Source organism: Nocardia sp. NPDC005746, from assembly GCF_040630785.1.
Taxonomy (GTDB): domain Bacteria; phylum Actinomycetota; class Actinomycetes; order Mycobacteriales; family Mycobacteriaceae; genus Nocardia.
This window is the reverse complement of sequence record NZ_JBEXYE010000006.1, coordinates 39,439-60,099: the sequence shown is the minus strand read 5'-3', so window position 1 is coordinate 60,099 and position 20,661 is coordinate 39,439. Positions and strand designations below refer to the sequence as shown.

General features: G+C 68.9%; 20 protein-coding genes. 10 read left to right on the top strand and 10 right to left on the bottom strand.

Going from position 1 to position 20,661, the window contains the following annotated elements; genetic code table 11:
• Positions 1 to 271: 271 nt before the first annotated feature.
• Complete coding sequence (locus ABZ412_RS13350; protein WP_357280132.1) at positions 272 to 2,350, top strand: thioredoxin domain-containing protein; 2,079 nt, start codon at positions 272 to 274, stop codon at positions 2,348 to 2,350.
• Positions 2,351 to 2,416: 66 nt separating this feature from the next.
• Here the strand turns inward: ABZ412_RS13350 and ABZ412_RS13345 are convergent, their stop codons facing one another.
• The 3 genes from ABZ412_RS13345 to ABZ412_RS13335 form a co-directional block, all read right to left on the bottom strand.
• On the bottom strand, positions 2,417 to 2,905 hold the full coding sequence (locus ABZ412_RS13345; RefSeq protein ID WP_357280130.1) for a hypothetical protein: 489 nt from the start codon (positions 2,903 to 2,905) through the stop codon (positions 2,417 to 2,419).
• A gap of 431 nt (positions 2,906 to 3,336) precedes the next feature.
• On the bottom strand, positions 3,337 to 4,914 hold the full coding sequence (locus ABZ412_RS13340; RefSeq protein WP_357280128.1) for an adenylate/guanylate cyclase domain-containing protein: 1,578 nt from the start codon (positions 4,912 to 4,914) through the stop codon (positions 3,337 to 3,339).
• 57 nt (positions 4,915 to 4,971) lie between these two features.
• Positions 4,972 to 5,676: a hemolysin III family protein gene (locus ABZ412_RS13335; protein WP_357280126.1), complete on the bottom strand. Its 705-nt coding sequence runs from the start codon at positions 5,674 to 5,676 to the stop codon at positions 4,972 to 4,974.
• Between the two features lie 143 nt (positions 5,677 to 5,819).
• On the opposite strand from ABZ412_RS13335, the gene ABZ412_RS13330 reads away from it, so the two are divergent.
• On the top strand, positions 5,820 to 6,599 hold the full coding sequence (locus ABZ412_RS13330) for an isoprenyl transferase (RefSeq protein WP_357091716.1): 780 nt from the start codon (positions 5,820 to 5,822) through the stop codon (positions 6,597 to 6,599).
• Between the two features lie 151 nt (positions 6,600 to 6,750).
• Complete coding sequence (locus ABZ412_RS13325) at positions 6,751 to 7,383, top strand: hypothetical protein (protein ID WP_357280124.1); 633 nt, start codon at positions 6,751 to 6,753, stop codon at positions 7,381 to 7,383.
• A gap of 24 nt (positions 7,384 to 7,407) precedes the next feature.
• On the opposite strand, the gene coaA is transcribed toward ABZ412_RS13325, so the two are convergent.
• A complete protein-coding gene (gene coaA, locus ABZ412_RS13320; protein ID WP_357091711.1) occupies positions 7,408 to 8,340 on the bottom strand; it encodes a type I pantothenate kinase in 933 nt (310 codons plus the stop codon).
• Between the two features lie 240 nt (positions 8,341 to 8,580).
• Between coaA and ABZ412_RS13315 the strand changes: the two genes are divergently transcribed.
• The gene (locus tag ABZ412_RS13315; RefSeq protein WP_357280122.1) at positions 8,581 to 9,777 is read left to right on the top strand and encodes a DUF885 domain-containing protein; all 1,197 of its coding nucleotides are present in this window, start codon (positions 8,581 to 8,583) and stop codon (positions 9,775 to 9,777) included.
• A 477-nt stretch (positions 9,778 to 10,254) separates the two neighbouring features.
• Positions 10,255 to 11,553 carry a serine hydroxymethyltransferase gene (gene glyA / locus ABZ412_RS13310; protein ID WP_357280120.1) on the top strand — a complete coding sequence of 433 codons (1,299 nt, stop codon included), beginning with the start codon at positions 10,255 to 10,257 and terminating at the stop codon, positions 11,551 to 11,553.
• 60 nt (positions 11,554 to 11,613) lie between these two features.
• On the opposite strand, the gene ABZ412_RS13305 is transcribed toward glyA, so the two are convergent.
• Positions 11,614 to 11,922, bottom strand: coding sequence for a glutaredoxin domain-containing protein (locus ABZ412_RS13305; protein WP_357280118.1), 309 nt, complete (start codon positions 11,920 to 11,922; stop codon positions 11,614 to 11,616).
• 61 nt (positions 11,923 to 11,983) lie between these two features.
• Here ABZ412_RS13305 and ABZ412_RS13300 point away from each other — a divergent pair, with 61 nt between their 5' ends.
• On the top strand, positions 11,984 to 12,310 hold the full coding sequence (locus ABZ412_RS13300) for a hypothetical protein (protein WP_357280116.1): 327 nt from the start codon (positions 11,984 to 11,986) through the stop codon (positions 12,308 to 12,310).
• Positions 12,311 to 12,334: 24 nt separating this feature from the next.
• Here the strand turns inward: ABZ412_RS13300 and ABZ412_RS13295 are convergent, their stop codons facing one another.
• Positions 12,335 to 12,607: a hypothetical protein gene (locus ABZ412_RS13295; protein ID WP_357280114.1), complete on the bottom strand. Its 273-nt coding sequence runs from the start codon at positions 12,605 to 12,607 to the stop codon at positions 12,335 to 12,337.
• Between the two features lie 13 nt (positions 12,608 to 12,620).
• Between ABZ412_RS13295 and ABZ412_RS13290 the strand changes: the two genes are divergently transcribed.
• The 3 genes from ABZ412_RS13290 to ABZ412_RS13280 all read left to right on the top strand — a co-directional run bounded on the left by ABZ412_RS13290 (position 12,621) and on the right by ABZ412_RS13280 (position 15,690).
• The gene (locus tag ABZ412_RS13290) at positions 12,621 to 13,001 is read left to right on the top strand and encodes a DUF488 family protein (protein WP_357280112.1); all 381 of its coding nucleotides are present in this window, start codon (positions 12,621 to 12,623) and stop codon (positions 12,999 to 13,001) included.
• Positions 13,002 to 13,244: 243 nt separating this feature from the next.
• Positions 13,245 to 14,645 (top strand): PhoH family protein, encoded by a 1,401-nt coding sequence (locus tag ABZ412_RS13285; protein ID WP_357280111.1) that lies wholly within the window; start codon positions 13,245 to 13,247, stop codon positions 14,643 to 14,645.
• 187 nt (positions 14,646 to 14,832) lie between these two features.
• Positions 14,833 to 15,690, top strand: a complete 858-nt coding sequence (locus ABZ412_RS13280) for an acyl-ACP desaturase (RefSeq protein WP_357280109.1) — start codon at positions 14,833 to 14,835, stop codon at positions 15,688 to 15,690.
• A 187-nt stretch (positions 15,691 to 15,877) separates the two neighbouring features.
• On the opposite strand, the gene ABZ412_RS13275 is transcribed toward ABZ412_RS13280, so the two are convergent.
• Positions 15,878 to 16,300: a limonene-1,2-epoxide hydrolase family protein gene (locus ABZ412_RS13275; RefSeq protein ID WP_357280107.1), complete on the bottom strand. Its 423-nt coding sequence runs from the start codon at positions 16,298 to 16,300 to the stop codon at positions 15,878 to 15,880.
• A gap of 49 nt (positions 16,301 to 16,349) precedes the next feature.
• On the bottom strand, positions 16,350 to 17,078 hold the full coding sequence (locus ABZ412_RS13270; protein ID WP_357280104.1) for a TetR/AcrR family transcriptional regulator: 729 nt from the start codon (positions 17,076 to 17,078) through the stop codon (positions 16,350 to 16,352).
• A gap of 106 nt (positions 17,079 to 17,184) precedes the next feature.
• Here ABZ412_RS13270 and ABZ412_RS13265 point away from each other — a divergent pair, with 106 nt between their 5' ends.
• On the top strand, positions 17,185 to 18,363 hold the full coding sequence (locus ABZ412_RS13265; RefSeq protein ID WP_357280102.1) for an FAD-dependent monooxygenase: 1,179 nt from the start codon (positions 17,185 to 17,187) through the stop codon (positions 18,361 to 18,363).
• 16 nt (positions 18,364 to 18,379) lie between these two features.
• Here ABZ412_RS13265 and ABZ412_RS13260 read toward each other — a convergent pair whose 3' ends face one another.
• Positions 18,380 to 19,132, bottom strand: a complete 753-nt coding sequence (locus ABZ412_RS13260) for an isocitrate lyase/phosphoenolpyruvate mutase family protein (protein ID WP_357280100.1) — start codon at positions 19,130 to 19,132, stop codon at positions 18,380 to 18,382.
• Between the two features lie 88 nt (positions 19,133 to 19,220).
• Positions 19,221 to 20,612 carry a class II fumarate hydratase gene (locus tag ABZ412_RS13255; RefSeq protein WP_357280097.1) on the bottom strand — a complete coding sequence of 464 codons (1,392 nt, stop codon included), beginning with the start codon at positions 20,610 to 20,612 and terminating at the stop codon, positions 19,221 to 19,223.
• Between the last annotated feature and the right edge of the window lie 49 nt (positions 20,613 to 20,661).

Here is a 20,661-nt window from a genome sequence, read left to right as displayed (position 1 = left end):
GGCTACCCGTTTGATGGAGTGCCGGTTCATAGCGTGCCGATGAACAGGGGGATGGTGCGTCCGTGCGGCCGCCGAGGCGCCGGATTCGTCGAGCACATCGCCGCGATGCGGGCATGTTGGGCATCCGACCGAACAGGTCGACATCGTCGCCGCTCATCTCGACGACGCCCGCTCCGGCGGCGCGCGGGGCCGCATCGGCCCGGGTTTCGACGCGTTCGGTCCGGCCGAGCGGGACCCTTGTGCTCCCGGTGGGGTGTGGAAGGCTGGGGTCATGAACCGACTGGGGACCGCGACGTCGCCCTACCTGCGACAGCATGCCGGGAATCCGGTGCATTGGCGGGAGTGGGACGCGGAGGCGCTGGCCGAGGCGGCCGCGCGGGACGTGCCGATCCTGCTGTCCATCGGATACGCCAGCTGCCACTGGTGTCATGTGATGGCGCACGAGTCGTTCGAGGACGAGGCCACCGCCGAGCTCATGAACGAGAACTTCGTGTGCATCAAGGTGGACCGGGAGGAACGGCCCGATCTGGACGCGGTGTACATGAACGCGACCGTAGCCATGACGGGGCAGGGCGGGTGGCCGATGACGTGCTTCCTGACGCCGGAGGGGGAGCCGTTCTACTGCGGGACCTACTACCCGAAGACACCGCGGCACGGGATGCCGTCGTTCGCGCAGGTGCTGACCGCGGTGGGGGAGACGTGGCGGAATCGGCGGGACGAGGTGAATACCGCGGCGGCGCAGGTGGGAGAGGCGCTGCGGCAGCAGACGGCGGGGCTGCCGGACACCGGGGTCGGGATCAGCGCCGACCTGGTGCAGCACGCGGTCTCGGCCGTGTCGAAGGATGTGGACGCGCAGCACGGTGGGTTCGGGGGCGCGCCCAAGTTCCCGCCGTCGGCGTTGCTGGAGGGGTTGCTGCGGCATTATGAGCTGACCGGGGATCTCGGTGTGCTGCAGTCTGTTTCGTTCACCTGTGAATCGATGGCCCGAGGCGGGATCTATGACCAGCTGCGGGGTGGGTTCGCGCGGTACTCGGTGGACGCGGCGTGGGTGGTGCCGCACTTCGAGAAGATGCTGTACGACAACGCCCAGCTGGTGCGGGTGTACGCGCACCTGGCCCGGCGCGGGCTCGACGCGCCCGGGAGTGAGCGCGGCGGAGAATCCTTGGCGCTGCGGGTGACTCGCGAGACCGTGCAGTTCCTCATGACCGACCTGGGGACCGAGCAGGGGGCCTTCGCGTCCGCCCTGGACGCCGACACCCACCTCGAACCGGGGCAGCCCGGGGTCGAGGGCGCCACCTATGTCTGGACGCCCGCGGAACTCAACGGGGTGCTCGGGGCGCTCGACGGAGCCTGGGCCGCGGAGATCTTCGGTGTCACGACGGCCGGGACGTTCGAGCACGGCACCTCGGTGCTGACGCGCTACACCGACCCGAAGCCGGTGGACCACGAGCGGTTCGAGGCCATCCGGGCGGCCATGTCCGCGGCGCGGGAACTGCGGCCGCAACCCGAGCGGGACGACAAGGTGGTCACCGCCTGGAACGGGATGGCCATCGTCGCGCTCGCGGAAGCCGGTGCCGCACACGGGCATCCGGAGTGGATCGCGGCGGCTGTCCGGTGTGCGCGGTTCCTGCTGGACACCCACGTGACCGACGGCAGGGTCTGCCGCGCCTCGCTGGGCGGCGTGCCCGGCACGGCGGCGGGCGTGCTCGAGGACTACGCCTGGCTCGCGCTGGGACTGCTCGCGCTGCACCAGACCGCCGCAGGGGACTGGCTCGCCGAGGCCCGACGCGTACTCGACGCGGCCATCAGGCACTTCGCCGACGTGGACACCCCGGGCAGCTGGTTCGACACCGCCGACGACGCCGAAACCCTGCTGACCCGGCCCCGCGACCCCCTGGACGGCGCAACCCCGTCGGGCACTTCGGTTCTCGCCGAGGCCCTGCTCACGGCTTCCGCGCTCGCCGACCCGGATCAGGCCGCCCGATACCGGCAGCTCGCCGACGAAACCCTCGCGCGGGGAGCGGTTCTGCTGGCCCGCGCGCCCCGCTCGGCGGGACACTGGCTGGCTGTGGCCGAGGCCGCCCTGCGCGGGCCCATTCAGGTGGCGATCTCCGCGGGCCCGGACGGCGAATCCGGCGGGGCCGCAACGCTGGCCGCCGCTGCCCGCGCCGCCGCTCCGGGCGGCTCGGTCATCGTCTCCGGCGACGCCGACTCCCAGCCCTTGCTGGCCGACCGCCCGCCGGTGCGTGACACCTCCGCCGCCTACATCTGCCGCGGTTCGGTCTGCGACCTCCCGGTCACCACGGTCGAAGACGTCCGCGCCGGTCTGCTTCCGCCGCAATCGGCCTGACGGTCCGCCGGCGATCCTCCCGCGCCCGCGCATTCCGAGTCGGAAGGCGGGCGCGGGTCCGGAGTGTCAGGCCACGCGAGATCGCATGGCCTGGACCCGGTTTCCCGCCAGCACGGCGGCTGGAACGGCGATCAGGACCGCGAGGATATGCGCGGCGCGAAAAAGCCCGATCAGCACTGATGCCGGGGTCCAGCCGGTGAACAGCGCGCCCGTGGAATCAGCCTCGAGCAGCGCGCTCAGCGGCTCCGCCACCAGCGAAGCCAACCCGACGGTGCCCAGCCCCACCACGAGAATCGCTCGTGCCCAACGGCTTCCGAACAGCATGCGGGCCGCGAGCCAGAACACCGTCAGATAGATCGCCGCCCGAATCCCCAGCCCGGCCGCGACACCCGGCAGCCCGACCCCGGGATCCTCGAGCACCCGCGCGGCCCGCAACAGCGTCTCCGCCACTCCGGCGACCAAGGCCACCACCACCGCCCGATACGCGAGCACCGCCCGCGCGGGCCGCTCCCACCCCGCCGCCGACTTCCGCTCGAACGCGCCGATCTCCTCCATGCACCCACTGTCCGACCCCCGGCCTCGCCCGGAATCACCCTGGAGTACGAGGCTCCCCCGATCCCGCAGTACGACAGTTGGATTCGAGCACTCGGCCGATCCTCCCGGCCCTGCCGCGGAGCCGGCGGCACGTGCCGCCGGGTTCTCGACGGATGCGGCTGGGCTGCCTGCGCGTCGCCGAGCCGCGTTTCACCGCGGGATCCGGGTGGGCCGGAAGCCGCATGCGGCCGAGCCTCGAGCCCCGGGTGCTACGGACGCGTTGACTCGGCTGTCGCGTCGATGAGGGTCGCCTGGCATAGCCAACGCGCATATTCCGTTGCCTGGAGGGACTGGGCGGTCTTACAGTCCGGGGCGTGTTGAGGTCATCTGTTTCAGCGATGTATTTCCAGGTCCCGCCGAGTTCGCACACCACGTTCGCGCGGATTGAATGATCAGCGATCGGCGGGTTCCGGGGGTTGGGGTGCGGCCGGTAGAGGGGCGTCCTGCGGGACGGTGCCGTTGTGGTGGATCGACGCGGGGGACGCGGGCACGGCGGCCGGTACATCGGTCCAGCCCGGAGTGGGTTCCTTGCGGCCGCGGAGGTGGAGAGTGTCGTGCAGGATCCACTGTGTGCGCTCGGCGTCGGAGGCGGCTTCTATGACCGCCTGAGAGGCGAGAATCCGGCGGGGGACCAGCTTCGCCTCGGTGGTCAGGCGGGCGGCCTCGTTGACCGCGTCGCCGATCACCGTGAATTCCAAACGGGTGTCGGTGCCGACGTCCCCGGCGAAGACACAGCCGCGGGCGATGCCGATGCCGACGTCGAGTTCGCCGAGCGCGGCCACCTCGTCGCGAATCCGGCGGGCCGCCTTCAAAGCGGGGGTGGCGTTGTCGTCGAGGGCGATGGGCGCGCCGAAGATGCACAGCGCCGCATCGCCTTCGAACTTGTTGACCAGACCGTGGTTGTCCTCGGTCGCCGCCACCACGATGGTCAGCAGCCGGTTGAGCTTGGCCACGAAGTCGTGCGGGGCGAGCTCGGTGGCCAGTGCCACCGAACCGGTGACGTCCACGAACAGGGCCGTCGCCTCCCGCATGTCGCCGGTGAGGCTGGGGCTGCCGGAGAGCGCCCGCTCCGCCACCTCGTCACCCACGTGCCGCCCGAAGACGGTCCGCATGCGCTCGCGCTCACTGAGATTGGCGGCCAGTTCGTTCACCGAATGCTCGAGCCGCCCGATCTCGCTGGTGCTGTTGATGGTCACGCGCGCCTCGAGATCGCCGTGCGCGATCCGGTCGAGCGCGTCGCGCAGGGTGTGCATGGGCGTGGCCACCGCGCGCGCGAGAGCCGTGGTCGCCACCACACCCGCGGACAGCCCGACGATGGCCAGATAGATGCCGGTCCGGATGCGACCGGCGGCGTCCGTGGACGGATCCGCGAGCACGGTGATCAGCATGAGCAGCGGCACCGCGCCCGCCACCGCGAAGGTGACCACGACGCGCGCCAGCACGGTATTGCTCCAGTGCGCGGTCTCGTCGAGCACCTCGGCCACCACCGGAATGGTCGGCCGGATCAGCCGATCCACGATCAGATAGGTGAGCGCCGCCGACTCCAGCCCGCCGAGGGTGAACATCGACAGCACCACCGGGAAACTGCGGTCCTCGGTGGCGTGGGCGAAGATGGCGGCCGCCACGATCACGCCCGGCAGCCAGATGGCCAGCGCCCGGATGGTGATCGCGAGCGGCAGCCGCAGCAGTCGCCGGGCCTCGTGTTCGCTGGGCGGCCGGTGCTGGTCCAGCCAGCCGAAGTAATGCCGCCGGTCGCGCACCGCGAGCACGATGCCCGCGAGGGCGCCGATGGCCGGATAGATGGACACCCCGATGAAGGTGGAGATCCAGTTCGAACCGAGCCGGCTCAGGAAGCCGCTCAGGAACAGTTCGGTGGTGATCACCGCCAGGCCGCCGAGGTTGCACGCCATGACGACAGCAGACAGACCCCCCGGCGCCCGCAGCGCCCACAGGATGAGTCTGCTGGTCACGTCGCAGACTCTAGGGAACTTTCGGCCGAGATTGCACCTTTGTGGGGAATTACTCGATCAGCTCAGCAGTACCAGCCAGACCGCGACATAGTGGCACAGCGCCGCGATCACCGTTGCGGCGTGGAAGAACTCGTGATGTCCGAACACCTCCGGCCACGGATCGGGCCAGCGCGCGGCGTACAGGATCCCGCCCACGCTGTAGGCGATGCCGCCCGCGAGCAGCAGAATCACCGGCGTCCAGCCGACATTGCCGATGAGCGTCCCGGCCACCGGGACTATGGCCCACCCGAGCAACAGATACAGCGGCACCCCGACCCAGCGAGGGGCGGTGGGCCACAGCATCTTCAGCGCCACCCCGGCCAGCGCGCCCGCCCAGACAATGGCGAGCAGGACGTTTCCGGCGGTCCCGCGCACCCCCAACAGCGCGAACGGCGTGTAGCTGCCCGCGATGAACAGGAAGATCATCGAATGGTCGGCCCGCTTCATCCACATGCGGGCGCGCGCGGTCTTCCAGTTCACCCGGTGATAGGTGGCGCTGATCCCGAACACCCCGCACACGGTGATGCCGTAGACCAGCGTCGACCACGCGGCTTTCCCGGACACCGTGCTCGCCACCGACACCAGCACGATCACCGCGATGGCGGCGACGCCGACGGCCCAGGCATGGATCCAGCCGCGTAGGCGGGGCTTGATCAGGGTCAGTTCGTCGCGGACGGTTTCGATGAGACCCACCGGTTCGACGGGCTGCACTGCCTCGGCCATAAGTTTCCTCCTCGGTAACCTACGGTACCGTAGGTTAGATCGTTCGCGCCCGTCGAGTGGGTGTCGTCACCGAAGGCCTCCCATGTTTCGCGGCTATGTCCCGGTCGCTCCGCCAACCGCTCCGGGGGCGTAGGGTTGCGGCCGTGAAGTTTGTGGGTCAGGTGCGTGGACTCCCATATCGCGTATACGAGGCACGGCTGGCCAGACAATTGGCGGGCAAACAACATCCGCGGCACGTCGCTGTGATGTGTGACGGCAACCGGCGCTGGGCCAGGGAGAACGGGTTCAGCGACATCTCGCATGGCCATCGGGTCGGTGCGCTGAAGATCGCTGAGCTGGTCGGCTGGTGTGGCGAGGCCGGCATCGAGATGGTGACCCTCTACCTGCTCTCCACGGAGAATCTGCGCCGCGATTCCGACGAGCTGGAGACCCTCTTCGAGGTCATCACCGACGTCGTCGACGAACTGTCTGCGCCGGAACAGGATTGGAGCGTCCGCATCGTGGGCGCGCTCGACCAGCTGCCCGCCGAGTTCGCGCGCCGGCTCAGCGAGGCGGCCAAGAGCACTGAGGGCCGCACCGGCGTGCATGTCAATGTGGCCATCGGCTACGGCGGGCGCCAGGAGATCGCCGACGCCGTCCGCTCCCTGGTCCGCCAGGAGATGGACGCGGGCGAGACCGGCGAGGATCTGGTGCAGTCGATCACCGTCGACGCCATCGGCCAGCACCTCTACACCTCCGGCCAGCCCGACCCGGATCTGGTCATCCGTACCTCCGGTGAGCAGCGCTTGTCCGGATTCCTGTTGTGGCAGAGCGCCTATTCGGAGATCTGGTTCACCGAGGCGTACTGGCCGGAATTCCGGCGCGTGGATTTCCTGCGGGCCCTGCGGGATTACGCGGCCCGGCACCGCCGCTTCGGCGTCTGACCACCGCTGTCATCTCGTCCTCCGGTGACTGTGTCACCGGAGGACGAAGCGAGCATGTGGTGGGTGATCCCGCAACAGTCGGTCAACGGTTCCATTGCAGTGCAACGGCTTCGGCGTTCGCGGGGCGGTCGCTGCCGTACCGTCTGGTGGTATGAGCGTGCCGGAGCGAAGCGGAGGCGGGAGCGAGCTGCGTGAGAACTCGAGCGGCCTGGCGGAATCCCAGGTCGTCGCGGTGCCGTACCTGAGCTACGAGGAATTCGGGCGGAGATTCCTCGAGTACGCCGCCTCACCGGAGCGGATCGCGGGGGCGTTCGGGAAACTCACCGGGGAGGCGTTCGAATTCGGGCCGATCGGCGCGGGACCGGGCAAACTGGCCAAACTCTCGGCGACCGTGCGGCTCGGGCAGCCCCGGCTCACTCGTGAAGTGGACGACATCATCTCGTTCGACCTGGTGATCCCGCTCAAGGTCGACCTGCTCATCGACCTCGCGGTGGACCGCTACCCGTTCCGGGTGGACGGCACCATCCACCTGCATCTGACGGTGCGCACCGCCGAACCGCTGCGGGTGCTCATCGAGATCGCCGACCCGCAGCCCAGCAATGTGCGGATCAATGTGGCCAGCGCCACCCGCCGTGGTGAGCTGCTGCGCATCATCGCCAGCGTGGATCACGAGATCCGCCGATTCGTGGCGCGCTACATCGCCACCGAGATCGACAAACCGCACATCCGGGCCGCCACCGATATCGACGTCGGCGCGCGGCTCGACGCTGCCTGGACGCTCTGACCTACAACCCTCCACGCACCGGATTCAGAGTTTCCGCAGCCGCAGCCGGTTGATGGTGTGGTCGGAGTCCTTGCGCAGCACCAGGGTCGCGCGCGGCCGGGTCGGCAGGATGTTCTCCACCAGGTTCGGCCGGTTGGTGTTGTGCCAGATCTCCTTGGCCTGGTTGGTGGCTTCCTGGTCGTTGAAGTTCGCGTAGTGGTGGAAGTGTGAGTTCGGGTCCTGGAACGCGGTCTTGCGCAGCGACAGGAAGCGCTGCACGTACCACTTCTCGATGTCCTCGATGCGGGCGTCGACGTAGACCGAGAAGTCGAACAGGTCCGACACCATCAGGCGCGGACCGGTCTGCAGCACGTTGAGGCCCTCGACGATGAGGATGTCGGGCTGGCGCACGCAGTGGTACTCGCCGGGCACGATGTCGTAGGCGATGTGCGAGTAGACGGGCGCGCACACCTCGGACGCACCGGATTTCACCTCGGTGACGAAACGCAGCAGCTTGCGCCGGTCGTAGGACTCCGGGAAGCCCTTGCGGTGCATGATGCCGCGACGGGTGAGTTCGGCTGTCGGGTACAGGAATCCATCGGTGGTGACCAGATCCACCCGCGGATGGTGGTCCCAGCGCGCCAGCAGCGCCTGCAGCACACGCGCGGTGGTGGACTTGCCGACGGCGACCGAGCCCGCCACGCCGATGACGAACGGCACCTGACGGTCGGGGTGGGTCTCGCCGAGGAAGGTGGCGGTGGCGGCGAACAGGCGCTGCCGGGCCGCGACCTGCAGGTGGATGAGTCGGGCCAGTGGGAGGTAGACCTCGGCGACCTCTTCGAGGTCGATCTGCTCCCCGAGACCGCGCAGGCCGACCAGTTCCTCTTCGGTCAGCACCAGGGGAGTCGCCTTGCGCAGGGTGCGCCACTGCTTGCGGTCGAATTCGACGTAGGGGCTGGGCTCGCTCATCCGTGCCATTACTCGTGTCCTTGCATTCGACACTCGTGTCCTCGAATCTGACACTCGCCTCGCGTCGCCAACACTCCACGCATAGCCGAATTGTGCTCGGCTCCAACATCGAGGTGAACACCAGGTGTTGCTACTGGCCGGTAACCAGAGTGGGATGGGCCACATCACAGGCCCCGGGCGTATCGGGTGAGGCTGCGCGGCACCGGGATCCGGGCCGCTCGAGCGCTGAGAATCACCTAGGGTCGAGCTATGGCAGCGCATCCCCTGGTGACGGAGTACCTGCGGCTCGGATTGGCCTTCGACCGGTTGGAGGAGGGGTTCGTCGACGCCTACACCGGTGACCCGGCCCTGCGCCGCGAGGTCGAGAACGCGCCGAAGCCCGAACCGCGCGAGCTCGCGCACAAGGCCGCGGGCCTGCGCAAGGAATTGCCCGACGCGGGCCTGTCGGAGGAGCGCGTCGAATTCCTCGACGTCCACCTGCGAGCGCTGGAATGCTCCGGACGCAAGTTCGCGGGGGAGGACATCTCCTTCGTCGACGAGGTGAGCGCCTACTTCGACGTCGACATCACCCCGGGCGACACCGAGGACTACCGCGAGGCGCACCGGCAGCTCGACGAGGTGCTGGCGGGCGACGGACCACTGCTGGACCGCATCTCCGCACACCGCCGCCAGGACGAGATCCCGCCCGAACGCCTGAAGGAATGCGTGGCCGCCTTCTCCGGCGCGCTCCGCGAACTGGTCCGCGACCGGTACCCGCTGCCCGACAACGAGCACGTGGAATACGAAGTGGTGGGCGACAAGCCGTGGTCGGGCTTCAACTACTACCTGGGCAACTACCAATCCCGGGTGGCCATCAACTCCGACCTCAAGCAGCACCTGTCGCAGCTGCCCGGCCTGATCGCGCACGAGTCCTACCCGGGCCACCACACCGAGCACTGCCGCAAGGAGGCCGGACTGGTCGGCGCCGGGCAGGACGAGCAGACGCTGTTCGTGGTGAACACCCCGCAGTGCCTGATGGCGGAGGGGCTGGCCGATCTGGCGTTGAAGTCGATCGTGGGCCCGGGCTGGGGCCGCTGGGCGCAGGAGATCTACGCGGATCTCGGACTGCGTTTCGATGGTGAACGCGCCGAGCGGATTTCGACGGCGTCGGCGAACCTGCTGAGTGTGCGCCAGGATGCGGCGCTGTTGCTGCACGACCGCAAGCGTGATTCGACCGAGGTCGCGGAGTATCTGCAGCGCTGGAGTCTGGTCACGCCGGAGCGGGCCACGCAGTCGCTGCGCTTCCTGTCCTCACCGCTGTGGCGGGCCTACATCTCCACCTATGTGGAGGGCTATCGATTGCTCGGCGGCTGGCTGGATCGGGCGGGCGATGGCGCCGAGCGGTCCGAGCGTTTCCGCCGCCTGTTGGACGAACCCCTCACACCCGGCGCGATCCGCCGCATGTGAGGGGTACTCCCCGAAGAGTCCGGAGGCTCAGGCACCCCAGGCGGCGCAGGAAGCGCCACCGCTGGACGCGGTGCACAGGGTCCGCAGCAGGGTGAAGAGGATGTCGGTCGGGCCACCGGTAGCGATGTTGAACAGCATGTGATCAGTTCCTCGAATTCTGGGTAGGGCCAAGGACACTGGCCCATTCGGGTCAGCGAGCGTCACCTTACCGAGATTTGTTGCTCCGCCATAGCCTGTATCTGTGATTCTGTCCACTCGAAGGACTGTTAACGCCGTTGGCTAGGATGGGAGGACCGCGACTGGCGCACTCGAGGTGGAAGTAACCACCGGGAAGCACCCCAAGTCCGGCACCGCGCGCCTGGGTGCCTGGCGATCCCCGAATCCCGATTCGGGGTACCCGGACGACGGAGGTGCGCCATGCACGATTCCCTGAACCCACTGACCGACTCCGCGGCGGCGGCCAATACACTCGGCGGCGTGACGACCCAGACGAGCGCCTCTGTGAACAGCCAGTCCCTCGCCGAACTCGACCCCGAGGTCGCGGCCGCGATGGGCGGCGAACTCGCTCGCCAGCGCGACACCCTCGAGATGATCGCCTCGGAGAACTTCGTGCCGCGCGCGGTCCTGCAGGCGCAGGGCAGCGTGCTCACCAACAAGTACGCCGAGGGCTACCCGGGCCGCCGCTACTACGGCGGCTGCGAGAACGTCGACATCGTCGAGGATCTGGCCCGGGCCCGCGTCAAGGAGCTCTTCGGCGCCGACTTCGCCAACGTCCAGCCGCACTCGGGCGCGCAGGCCAACGCCGCCGTCCTGTCCGCGCTGATGAACCCGGGCGAGAAGCTGCTCGGCCTGGACCTGGCCCACGGCGGCCACCTCACCCACGGCATGCGCCTGAACTTCTCGGGCAAGCTGTACGAGGTGCACGCCTACGGCGTGTCCAAGGAAGACCACCGCGTCGACATGGACGAGGTCCGCAAGATCGCCCGCGACACCCGCCCGAAGGTGATCGTCGCCGGCTGGTCGGCCTACCCGCGCCACCTGGACTTCGCCGCCTTCCGTGAGATCGCGGACGAGGTCGGCGCGTACCTGTGGGTCGACATGGCGCACTTCGCCGGTCTGGTCGCCGCCGGGCTGCACCCGTCGCCGGTCCCGCACGCCGACGTCGTGTCCTCCACCGTGCACAAGACCCTGGGCGGCCCCCGCTCCGGCCTGATCCTGGCCAAGCAGGAGTTCGCCAAGAAGCTGAACTCCTCGGTCTTCCCGGGTCAGCAGGGCGGCCCGCTCATGCACGCCATCGCCGCCAAGGCCGTGGCCTTCAAGATCGCCGGCAGCGCGGAGTTCGCGGAGCGGCAGGCCCGCACCATCTCCGGCGCCAAGATCCTCGCCGAGCGCCTGACCGCCACCGACGCCAAGGACAAGGGCATCACCGTCCTGACCGGCGGCACCGACGTGCACCTGGTGCTGGTCGACCTGCGCAACTCGCAGCTCGACGGCCAGCAGGGCGAGGATCTCCTGCACGAGATCGGAATCACCGTGAACCGCAACGCGGTTCCGTTCGACCCCCGCCCGCCGATGGTCACCTCCGGCCTGCGCATCGGCACCCCGGCCCTGGCCACCCGCGGCTTCGGCGACGAGCAGTTCACCGAGGTCGCCGAGATCATCGCCGCCGCGCTGACCGGCTCCGCCGACCTGGACTCCCTGCGTCAGCGCGTCTCCAAGCTGGCCCAGGACTTCCCGCTGTACGACGGCCTCGAGGACTGGCGTCTGCTGGGCTGACAGCCGCCGAACGGTCAAGCGCCCGCCGCGATCTCACGATCGCGGCGGGCGCCCGTCGTTTCAGAAGGTCCAGAACCTGCGCGGGCCGCCGGTGAGCTGGGGAGCGTCGGCGGAGACGGTGGCGATCAACTCCTTGGGATGCGGGTTGACCCAGTTGCGCTCCGTCGAACCGTCGCGGAACACGACCGTGGGCACGGTCTCGTTGCCGTCGGCCACCGAGCGGACGAACGCCGCCGCGTCGGGGTCCTGCCAGATGTCGATCTCGCGGTGAACGATGCCGTGCCGGTTGAGGACCCGGCGCATGCGCGAACAATAGGGGCAGCCGGGACGCCGGTAGACGATCAGCTCCGCAGTGGCATCAGCGCTCATTCTCGGAGTGTAGGACCCCGGCGACGGAACAGCCTATGCTGCAAGGGGATCGGAGGCGGGGATGACGACGACCGTTTTGCTGCTGGGATTGACGCCGGCCGTGGTGGACGGGGTGCGCGAGCGCGTCGACCTACCGGAGGTCGATATCCGCGCGGGCACCGGACTGGCCGATCTGCGGGACACGTTGGCGCGCACCCCGATCGACCACGTGATCATGGGTGCGGGCCTGGACCTCGAGGACCGGCTGCGCATCGTGCGCGCCGTCTTCGAATCCAGTGACCGCACCACCGTCCACATGAAGGACTTCGCCTCGGGGCCGCAGGGATTCGCGCCGTTCGTGCGTGCCGTGCTCACGGGGCTGCACGGCACGCCGCTCGGCGATTCCTGACTCGGAGGCCCGGGATTTCCGGCCTCAGGCGTGCTTGGTGAGGTAGGCCACGTACATCGGGCGCAGCACCTCGCCCAGTTTGCCCTCACCGGCGTGGAAGTAGTCGTCGAGCAGGGCCGCGGTATTCCAGATGTCGACTTCACCCTCGCCCTGTTTGCCCGCGGCGACCTCCGCGCCGGGGATCGCCTTGAGCAGTTGCCACAGGAATTTCACGTCACCGTGCCGGGCGGCCAGCTTCACGGCGCGGTCGTGCAATTCCTTGGTGGACAGGGTCGCCAGATCCGGAGTTTCGGCCATGGTCTCGACTGTAATGGAGGCCATGACACAGCAACCGGGATACCGGGTCAAGCGCGTCTACGACGCCCCCGATGCCGCCGACGGCCGCCGCGTGCTGGTGGACCGGCTGTGGCCGCGCGGGATCAGCAAACAGCAAGCGGCCATTGACGAATGGGCCAAAGACGTGACCCCATCGAACGAACTTCGCAAGTGGTATCACGCCGCGCCGGAGACACGCCGTGTCGAATTCGAGCGCAAGTATCGAATCGAGCTCGGTGCGGACGTGGCCCGCGAAGGTCTGGCGCACCTCCGGGCGGAGGCCGCGGCCGGTCCGTTGACCCTGGTCACGGCTACGAAAGAACCGGAGCACAGCCATGTCCCGGTGCTTCTCGCGGAATTGGGCGAAACACCCTAACGGGACTCCCGTTAACCCGATCTTCACGAATGTGCCCGATAGACGGGCGGCCGGATCGCGAATTCGGCGGTAGCGTCGGGGGTGCGGGCCGCGTAGGTGTGGCTCGTACGGGAGGTCCTGATCGTGACTGAGCAACTCAGTACGAGGGGGCCGGCACCCGGCCCTCGGGTCGTACGACCCCAAGGCTGACCGGCCCAGCGAGAACGCTCGCGCGGTGTCGCGCGAGTGGCAAAGGAGCCCACCGTGACTGATGCACGCTCCGTCAACGCTCCCACCAGGGACGCCGGCTCTGACCAGAGCCCGCGGCCCACGACACGGGGAGTTCGCGCCTCGCAGTCGTCCGATTCCGGACCGAAAACCTTCGTAGTCGACACGTCGGTGTTGCTGTCCGACCCCTGGGCCCTGACCCGCTTCGGCGAGCACCACGTGGTGCTGCCGCTGGTGGTGATCAGTGAGCTCGAGGCCAAACGCCACCACCACGAACTCGGCTGGTTCGCTCGCGAGGCGCTGCGCATGCTGGACGATATGCGCTTGGCGCACGGTCGGCTCGATCAACGGGTGCAGGTCGGCACCCAGGGCGGGACACTCCAGGTGGAGTTGAACCACACCGACCCCGCGGTACTGCCCGTCGGATTCCGCACCGACACCAACGATTCCCGCATCCTGGCGTGCGCGCTCAACCTGGCCGCCGAGGGCCAGCGGGTCGCGCTGGTATCCAAGGACATTCCCCTGCGGGTCAAGGCCGGCGCGGTCGGCCTGCAGGCCGAGGAATACCACGCCCAGGATGTCGTCATCTCCGGGTGGACCGGCATGGTGGAGCTCGAGGTGGCCACCGCCACCGTCGACAAGCTCTACGCCGATTCGGTCATCGATCTCGACGAGGCTCGGGACATGCCCTGCCACACCGGGATTCGCATGGTCAGCCCGCGCGGCAGCGCCCTGGCCCGGGTCACCCCGGACAAGCGGGTGCAGCTGGTGCGCGGCGACCGGGAGGCGTTCGGACTGCACGGGCGCTCGGCCGAACAGCGGATCGCACTGGATCTGCTGCTGGACGAGAGCGTCGGCATCATCTCGCTCGGCGGGCGGGCCGGTACCGGTAAATCCGCGCTGGCGCTGACGGCCGGACTGGAGGCGGTGCTGGAGCGCCGCACACATCGGAAGGTGGTGGTGTTCCGCCCGCTCTACGCGGTGGGCGGGCAGGAGCTCGGTTACCTACCGGGCTCGGAGGCCGACAAGATGGGTCCGTGGGCGCAGGCCGTCTTCGACACCCTGGAGGGGCTGGCCAGCCCCGAGGTGATGGAGGAGGTGCAGGCGCGCGGCATGCTGGAGGTGTTGCCGCTCACCCACATTCGCGGACGCTCGCTGCACGACTCCTTCGTGATCGTGGACGAGGCGCAGTCGCTGGAACGCAATGTGCTGCTCACCGTGCTGAGCCGGTTGGGCAGCGGATCGCGGGTGGTGCTCACCCACGATGTGGCCCAGCGCGACAACCTGCGGGTGGGCCGGCACGACGGCGTGGCCGCGGTGATCGAGAAGCTCAAGGGGCACCCGCTGTTCGCGCACGTCACCCTCACCCGCAGTGAGCGGTCGCCGATCGCGGCGCTGGTCACCGAGATGCTGGAGGAGTTCGGACCGAATTCCTGACAGTCGGCAGGTAGTTCACCCGCCCGGCCGGAGAGCGGCGCGCCCTCCGGCCGGGCGGGGTCACCGAGAAGTAGCCCGGCCGCTCCGGGGCGTCCCGTGCGGGCGTCCCGGACCCGGGAACGGCCATAGCGAAGACGAATACTCGCGAAGATCCCCGCGGTAGCCGATCTGCCGCTAGGTTGTTCGCGTGCACAACGTTTTGGCCGATCGGGACCTGCTGGATTCACTCGAGGCGGAGGTGGAGACCAACCTCACGCGGCATATCGACGCCAGCCCGGAGTGGCAGCCCCATGATTACGTGCCGTGGTCCGACGGCCGCAACTTCCAAGCCATGGGCGGAACCGATTGGGACCCCGCGCAATCCGAGCTGAGCGAGGTCGCCAAGACCGCCCTCACGGTGAGCGTGCTGATCGCCGACAACCTGCCCTCCTACCACCGTGAGCTGGGCAAGCACCTGCGCACCGGCCCGTGGTGGCGGTGGGTCGGCCGTTGGACCGCCGAGGAGAACCGGCACGAGATCCTCATCCGCAACTTCCTCATGGTCACCCGCGCCGTCGACCCCATCGCGCTGGAGCGCATGCGCATGGCGGCCATGACCGCCAGCTTCAACCGTCCCGGCATGCACCTGCTCGAGGTGCTCGCCGTGGCCGCCTTCGAAGAGGCCGCCGCCGCCGTCCGGCACCGCAACACCGCCCGCCTCGCCGGCGACGTCATGGTCGCGTCGATCGCCGACCGCCTGGCCGCCGACGACGAACTGCAGGCCGTCTTCTTCGCCAACCTGATCTCCGCCGCCCTGGACCTGGCCCCCGACCAGACCCTGCGCGCCATCGCCGACCGCGTCGCCGACTTCCAGGTGCCGGTGATCGAACTGTCCGACGGCCGCTCCAGCGACGAGGTGCTGGCCGCGGCCGGGATCTACGACCGCGCCCGGGAGCCCGAGCTGGTGTTCGGACCGCTGCTCGAGCAGTGGAAGGTGTTCACCCGCACCGACCTCGGCGAGGACGGGGAGAAGGCGCGCGCCGAACTGGCCCACCTGCGCCCCTGAACCACCGACACGGCCGGCTCGGTCGAGGCGCCAGGACAGCCGCCGCGACCGAACCGCCTGCCGCGCCCCGGAATCGCCGGGGTACCCGACCTGACGCCGCGCCTCGTGCGCGGTTTCGATGCCGACGCCCGCCGCGAGAATCGTGGCGGGCGTTGTGCTTTCACGGGGCAGCCGTTGCCTGCGCGGTTCAGTGCGGAAGGATCGCGCGGACCACGCCGGTCGCGGTGCCGCGCAGGACGTTCTCCCACGAGAAATGGTCGTGCCAGAGCGTGATGCGGCCATTGCGGAACTCGAAGGTGCCGCACACCCAGAACGCGATCTCGATCGGGCCCACCCGCAGGTAGTCGGTGCGCTCGGTGAGCACCACCCCGTCCTCGGTCGCGGCGATGTGGTGCATATCGGCCCGGAAGCCGAAGCGCGGGTTGTTGAACAGGCCCAGCACCCAGCGCACCTGGTCGATACCGCGCACGTCGGGCAGCGAGGTGTTCTTCCAGACGATGCCCGGGTCGGCCAGTTCGAGGGCCTCGGGCACGATGTTCATCTCCAGCGCGGCGAAGAATTCGCGCACGGTGGTGACCGGATCCTGCTTCAGCTCGGGTAGCTCCGCCATCTGCCGAGCGTAAGCCGAATCAGGGCCGCGGCACAGACATTCCCGGCAACTACCGCCGTGTCGCGATGAGCGCCGCCACCCCGTCCAGGATGCGCTCGATGCCGTAGTCGAGGGCGTTGTCGCGGCCCGCCTCGGCCGCGCTCTCGGTACCGGGCACGGCTTCGGCGAGCGCCACCGCCGCGTGCGGGAAGCGGTCGGCCTGGGTGAGGAACACCGCGGTCATCTCCCGCGCCAGTTCGCCCTCGAGGTCCGCGCCCGCGGTCCCGGTCTGCAAGCCCATCCCGCGTACGTGGTTGAGCAGCAGGACGACGGTGTCGAGGCGTTCCGCGTGGGTCAGGCCGCTGCGGTCCAGCACGGCGAGAGCGGTCTCCAGCCAGGCCAACTCGTTGGGGCCCATCACCCGGACGCCGGTGGCCAGTTCATTGAGCCACGGGTGGGCGACGGCATTGCCGAAGAAGGTCCCGGACCACTCCCGCAGGTAGGCCCGCCACGATTCGGGATCGGCGGGGTCGGTGTGATTCTCCGGCGGCGAGCTCAGGGCGGCGTCCAGCATGAGCGCGGTGAGCTCGGTCTTGCCGGGGACGTAGCGGTACAGCGCCATCTTGGCGCAGCCGAGCCGTTCGGCGAGCCGGGCCATGGACAGGCTGGCCAGGCCTTCGGCGTCGGCGAGGTCGACGGCCTCGGCGACGATGCGCTCGAGGGTGAGCGAGGGTTTGGGCCCGCGCCGGGGGCGGTCGGTGGTGCCCCAGAGCAGTTCGCGGGTGGTGGGTGCCGGCATGGTCGCCATCCTTCCGGATTTCCGAGTTGACACCTAACTGCGTCCACCATACTCTATTAATCATCAACAGCGTCCGCCGGACGCAGTTACTGAAGGGGCACCCACCATGCGCAACACCACCGTCCTCGTCTCCGGCGCCAGCGTCGCCGGTCCCGCGCTCGCCTACTGGCTGCACCGCTACGGCTTCCAGGTGACCGTGGTCGAGAAGGCCCCCGCCCTGCGCACCGGCGGACAGGCCATCGACTTCACCGGCGAGACCCACATGACCGTGCTCGAGCGGATGGGCGTGCTCGCCGACATCGAACGCCGCCAGACCGGCAAAACCGACATGGTCATGCTCGACGAGTCCGGGCAGCGGCGGGCCCTCATCTCCGGCGATTTCACCGGAGGCGACATCGAGATCCTGCGCGGCGACCTGGCCGCGATCATGTACGAGCACACCGCCGACACCTGCGAATACCTGTTCGGCGACACCGTCACCGCGCTCACCGAGACCGCCGACGGCGTGGAGGTCGAATTCGCGCACGCCCCGGCCCGGCGCTTCGACCTGGTCTTCGGCTGCGACGGAATCCACTCGCGGGTACGGAAACTGGCCTTCGGGCCCGAATCCGAATTCCTCTCCTACCGCGGCTACTACTACGCGCTCGCGGGTGCGTCGCAATGGGAGGACGCCGACGGATCGCGCGAGCGGGCGGTGTCCCACGGCTGGACCGCGCCCGGGCGGCTCGCGGTCAACGGTGGGGCGAAGGCCGCGCAGATGTACATGTTCGCCTCACCCGAACTCGACTACTCCCGAGACGATTTCGACGAGCAGCGACAGATCGTCGCCGAGCGGTTCGCGGGCATGGGCGGCGACGTGCCCGCCATGCTCGCCGACCTCCCGCACCTGGACGGGTTCTACCTGGACTCGCTGAGCAAGGTGACGATGAAGAACTTCGTCTCCGGACGCGTGGCCCTGGTCGGCGACGCCGGTTACGGCAACACCCTCGCCGGATTCGGCACCGGGCTCGCCGTCGTCGGCGCGTACGTCCTGGCCGGTGAACTGGCCGTCGCCGACGGCGACCACACCGTCGCCTTCGGCCGCTACGAGGACATCATGAAGCGCTACCTGCGCAAGGCCGACGACGCCCGCCCCGGCCCGTTCCTGGCCCCGAAAACCGCCCTGGGCCTGCGTTTCCGCAACTGGTTCCTGGGATCCTGGGCCTTCGACATGATGTTGAAGTACGCCGACTCGGCGAAGAACGACATCGAGTTGCGGGACTACCCGGCGCTGGTCTCCCACTGAGTGGGCCGCCGTTGGTTCAACGCCAGGGCCCGAACAGCCCGTTCGCGTATTCGGTCAGCGCGTTCTGCAGGAACGGCCCGAAACTCACTCGGGCCACACCCAATTCGGCGAAGTACTCCCGCCCGCCCTGGGTGGGGATGCCGATGGAATTGATCGGCAACGGCAGTTCCCCGGTGAGCCGCCGCAACACCTCGGGCTCGTGCCGGCCGACCGGATAGAGCACGTCGGCCCCGGCGGCCGCGGCGAGACGCAACCGCTCGAGCGCGCTGTCCAACCGCTCCGCCGGAGTCCCGGTATCGGGACGCAGGAACACATCGGTGCGCGCGTTCACCACGACATGCACCCCCGTCGCGTCAGCGGCCCGCCGCAACTCACCGACCAGATCAGCATGCTCCTGCGGCTCCCGCAACCGCCCACCCTCGCTGTGCACGGTGTCCTCGATATTGAGACCCACCGCCCCGGCCTCCAGCAGACCCTCGATCAGAGTCGCGGGCTTCTGCGCATACCCGGATTCGATATCCACCGAGACGGGAATGTCCACCGCGGCTGTGATCTCCCGAATCCGCGAGGTCACCTCGGGGAAGGTCATCCCCTCCCGATCCGCCTTCCCCAGCGAATTCGCGAGCGGATGGCTCCCGACGGTGATCGCCGAGAACCCGGCCTCCCGTACCAGAGTCGCGGACCAGGCATCCCACACGGTCGGCAGGATGACGGGATCACCGGGCTGGTGAAGAGCGAGAAAGTCGGCGGCTTGCTGCTCGAGGCTCATGGTTCGATCCTGCCTGACGGTGTCGGTCGGCGAAAGGTGGACTGCGCCACCGGCACCGGTCTCACGCCGGTGCCGGGCGGTGCCGAGGTCAGTTGCCGTCGACCTCGGCCATGGAGAGCACGTTCAGGCGGCGGTCGAGTTCCTCGAGGGAGAGGTTGTCACCGATCAGGCCGCGGTCGATGACCGTTTGGCGGATTGTCTTGTGTTCCTTCAGGGCCTGCTTGGCGACGGCGGCGGCTTCCTCGTAGCCGATGGCCGAGTTCAGGGGGGTCACGATGGACGGGGAGGATTCCGCGAGGTGCCGGAGGCGGTCGACGTCGGCGACCAGGCCGGAGACGCACTTGTCGGCGAACAGGCGGGAGACGTTGGCCAGCAGGCGGATCGACTCGAGGACATTGCGGGCCATCACGGGGATGTAGACGTTCAGCTCGAACGCGCCGTTGCCGCCGCCCCAGGCGATGGCGGCGTCGTTACCGATGACCTGGGCGGCCACCTGCGTAACCGCTTCGGGGAGGACCGGATTCACCTTGCCGGGCATGATCGAGGAGCCGGGCTGGAGGTCCGGGAGCCGGAGTTCGGCCAGGCCGGTGAGCGGGCCCGAACCCATCCAGCGGATGTCGTTGGCGATCTTGGTGAGGCTGATCGCGACCGTGCGCAGCGCGCCGGACAGTTCCACCAGGGCGTCGCGGGCGGCCTGGGCCTCGAAGTGGTCGCGGGCCTCGGACAGGTGGTCGAGGTCGGTCGCCTTCGCCAGCTCCGCAACGACTTTCGCGCCGAAACCGGCGGGCGCGTTGAGGCCGGTGCCGACCGCGGTGCCGCCGATGGCCAGCTCACCGACGCGCGGCAGGGTGGCGAGCAGGCGTTCGACGCCCGCGCCCACCTGGCGGGTGTAGCCGCCGAACTCCTGACCCAGGGTGACCGGGACCGCGTCCATCAGGTGCGTGCGGCCGGACTTGACCACCGACTTCCACTCCCGCGACTTGTCCTGCAAGGCCAGCCGCAGATGATCCAGGGCCGGGATCAGCTCCTTGACCACGGCCTCGGTGGCCGCCAGATGCGTTGCGGTGGGGAAGGTGTCGTTGGAGGACTGCGACATGTTGACGTCGTCGTTGGGGTGCACGGTGACGCCGTCGCGGGCGGCGATGCTCGCGATCACCTCGTTGGCGTTCATGTTCGAACTGGTGCCCGACCCGGTCTGGAACACGTCGATCGGGAACTGGTCGTCGTGGCGGCCGTCGGCGATCTCGTCGGCGGCCGCGATGATGGCGTCGGCCTTGGTCTTGTCCAGCAGGCCCAGATCGCGGTTCACCGCGGCGCAGGCCGCCTTCAGCAGGCCGAGCGCGCGAATCTGCGCGCGCTCCAGGCCACGTCCGCTGATCGGGAAGTTCTCCACCGCGCGCTGCGTCTGCGCGCGCCACAGGGCGTCGACGGGGACACGAACCTCACCCATCGTGTCGTGCTCGATCCGGTACTCGGTCATGAATTCGACCCTAGGCCCGTCCCGCGCCTCACGGGAGTGCCACGCCTGA

Coding starts and splice junctions, on each gene's coding strand:
- ABZ412_RS13350 (WP_357280132.1), top strand. CDS start 272: ATGAACCGACTGGGGACCGCGACGTCGCCCTACCTGCGACAGCATGCC.
- ABZ412_RS13345 (WP_357280130.1), bottom strand. CDS start 2,905: ATGGAGGAGATCGGCGCGTTCGAGCGGAAGTCGGCGGCGGGGTGGGAG.
- ABZ412_RS13335 (WP_357280126.1), bottom strand. CDS start 5,676: ATGGCCGAGGCAGTGCAGCCCGTCGAACCGGTGGGTCTCATCGAAACC.
- ABZ412_RS13325 (WP_357280124.1), top strand. CDS start 6,751: ATGAGCGTGCCGGAGCGAAGCGGAGGCGGGAGCGAGCTGCGTGAGAAC.
- coaA (WP_357091711.1), bottom strand. CDS start 8,340: ATGGCACGGATGAGCGAGCCCAGCCCCTACGTCGAATTCGACCGCAAG.
- ABZ412_RS13315 (WP_357280122.1), top strand. CDS start 8,581: ATGGCAGCGCATCCCCTGGTGACGGAGTACCTGCGGCTCGGATTGGCC.
- ABZ412_RS13305 (WP_357280118.1), bottom strand. CDS start 11,922: ATGAGCGCTGATGCCACTGCGGAGCTGATCGTCTACCGGCGTCCCGGC.
- ABZ412_RS13300 (WP_357280116.1), top strand. CDS start 11,984: ATGACGACGACCGTTTTGCTGCTGGGATTGACGCCGGCCGTGGTGGAC.
- ABZ412_RS13295 (WP_357280114.1), bottom strand. CDS start 12,607: ATGGCCGAAACTCCGGATCTGGCGACCCTGTCCACCAAGGAATTGCAC.
- ABZ412_RS13290 (WP_357280112.1), top strand. CDS start 12,621: ATGGAGGCCATGACACAGCAACCGGGATACCGGGTCAAGCGCGTCTAC.
- ABZ412_RS13275 (WP_357280107.1), bottom strand. CDS start 16,300: ATGGCGGAGCTACCCGAGCTGAAGCAGGATCCGGTCACCACCGTGCGC.
- ABZ412_RS13270 (WP_357280104.1), bottom strand. CDS start 17,078: ATGCCGGCACCCACCACCCGCGAACTGCTCTGGGGCACCACCGACCGC.
- ABZ412_RS13265 (WP_357280102.1), top strand. CDS start 17,185: ATGCGCAACACCACCGTCCTCGTCTCCGGCGCCAGCGTCGCCGGTCCC.
- ABZ412_RS13260 (WP_357280100.1), bottom strand. CDS start 19,132: ATGAGCCTCGAGCAGCAAGCCGCCGACTTTCTCGCTCTTCACCAGCCC.
- ABZ412_RS13255 (WP_357280097.1), bottom strand. CDS start 20,612: ATGACCGAGTACCGGATCGAGCACGACACGATGGGTGAGGTTCGTGTC.